At 59.3% G+C, this 548-nt stretch carries 1 pseudogene and 1 other annotated feature; the pseudogene reads left to right on the top strand.

What is annotated here, in order from left to right:
• Positions 1-49: 49 nt before the first annotated feature.
• Positions 50-548: pseudogene (locus ACW9UQ_RS18730) on the top strand (transposase); the annotation flags it as partial.
• Positions 380-491 (top strand) — a sequence feature (AL1L pseudoknot). It overlaps the preceding pseudogene by 112 nt.

The following is a 548-nucleotide window of genomic DNA, read 5'->3' as shown; positions in this document are numbered from 1 at the left end:
TGAACCGCCCCGGGTTTACCGGAGAGTGATTGGTTCAAAGGTGAGCCTTATGACAAAGAAGAAACATACCCCCGCTTATCCGGCCGAGCTGCGTGAACGCGGCATCCGGCTTTTCCGCGAGAACCGCTCAGAGTACATCAGCGATAATGCGGTTTATCGTGCGATTGCGCCGAAGCTTGGCTGTTCTCCGGAGAGTCTGCGCGTTTGGTGTCAGCAGGCGGAACGTGATGCCGGAGAGCGGGCCGGCCTGACGAGTGCCGAGAAGGATCGGATCAAAGATCTTGAGCGGGAGGTTCGGGAGCTGCGCCAAGCCAATGAGATCCTGAAGAAGGCATCAGCGTATTTTGCCCCCGTTCTCATCGCCGCAAGCGGCGACTGCCGCGCAGCGGGACGGAGCTCGACCGCCCGTTCAAGCGATGATCGGCTTCATCGAAGAGTATCGAGAGGTCCACGGGGTCGAGCCGATCTGCAGGGTGCTGCCGATTGCCCCGTCCATTGCCCGGCAGTGCATTTGCAAAGCAAATGTCACGAGAGGGGACATTCTATGC

The organism is Halovulum sp. GXIMD14793 (assembly GCF_054457435.1).
The sequence above is the reverse complement of the archived record's forward strand: the minus strand, read 5'-3'. Positions and strand labels throughout refer to the sequence as shown.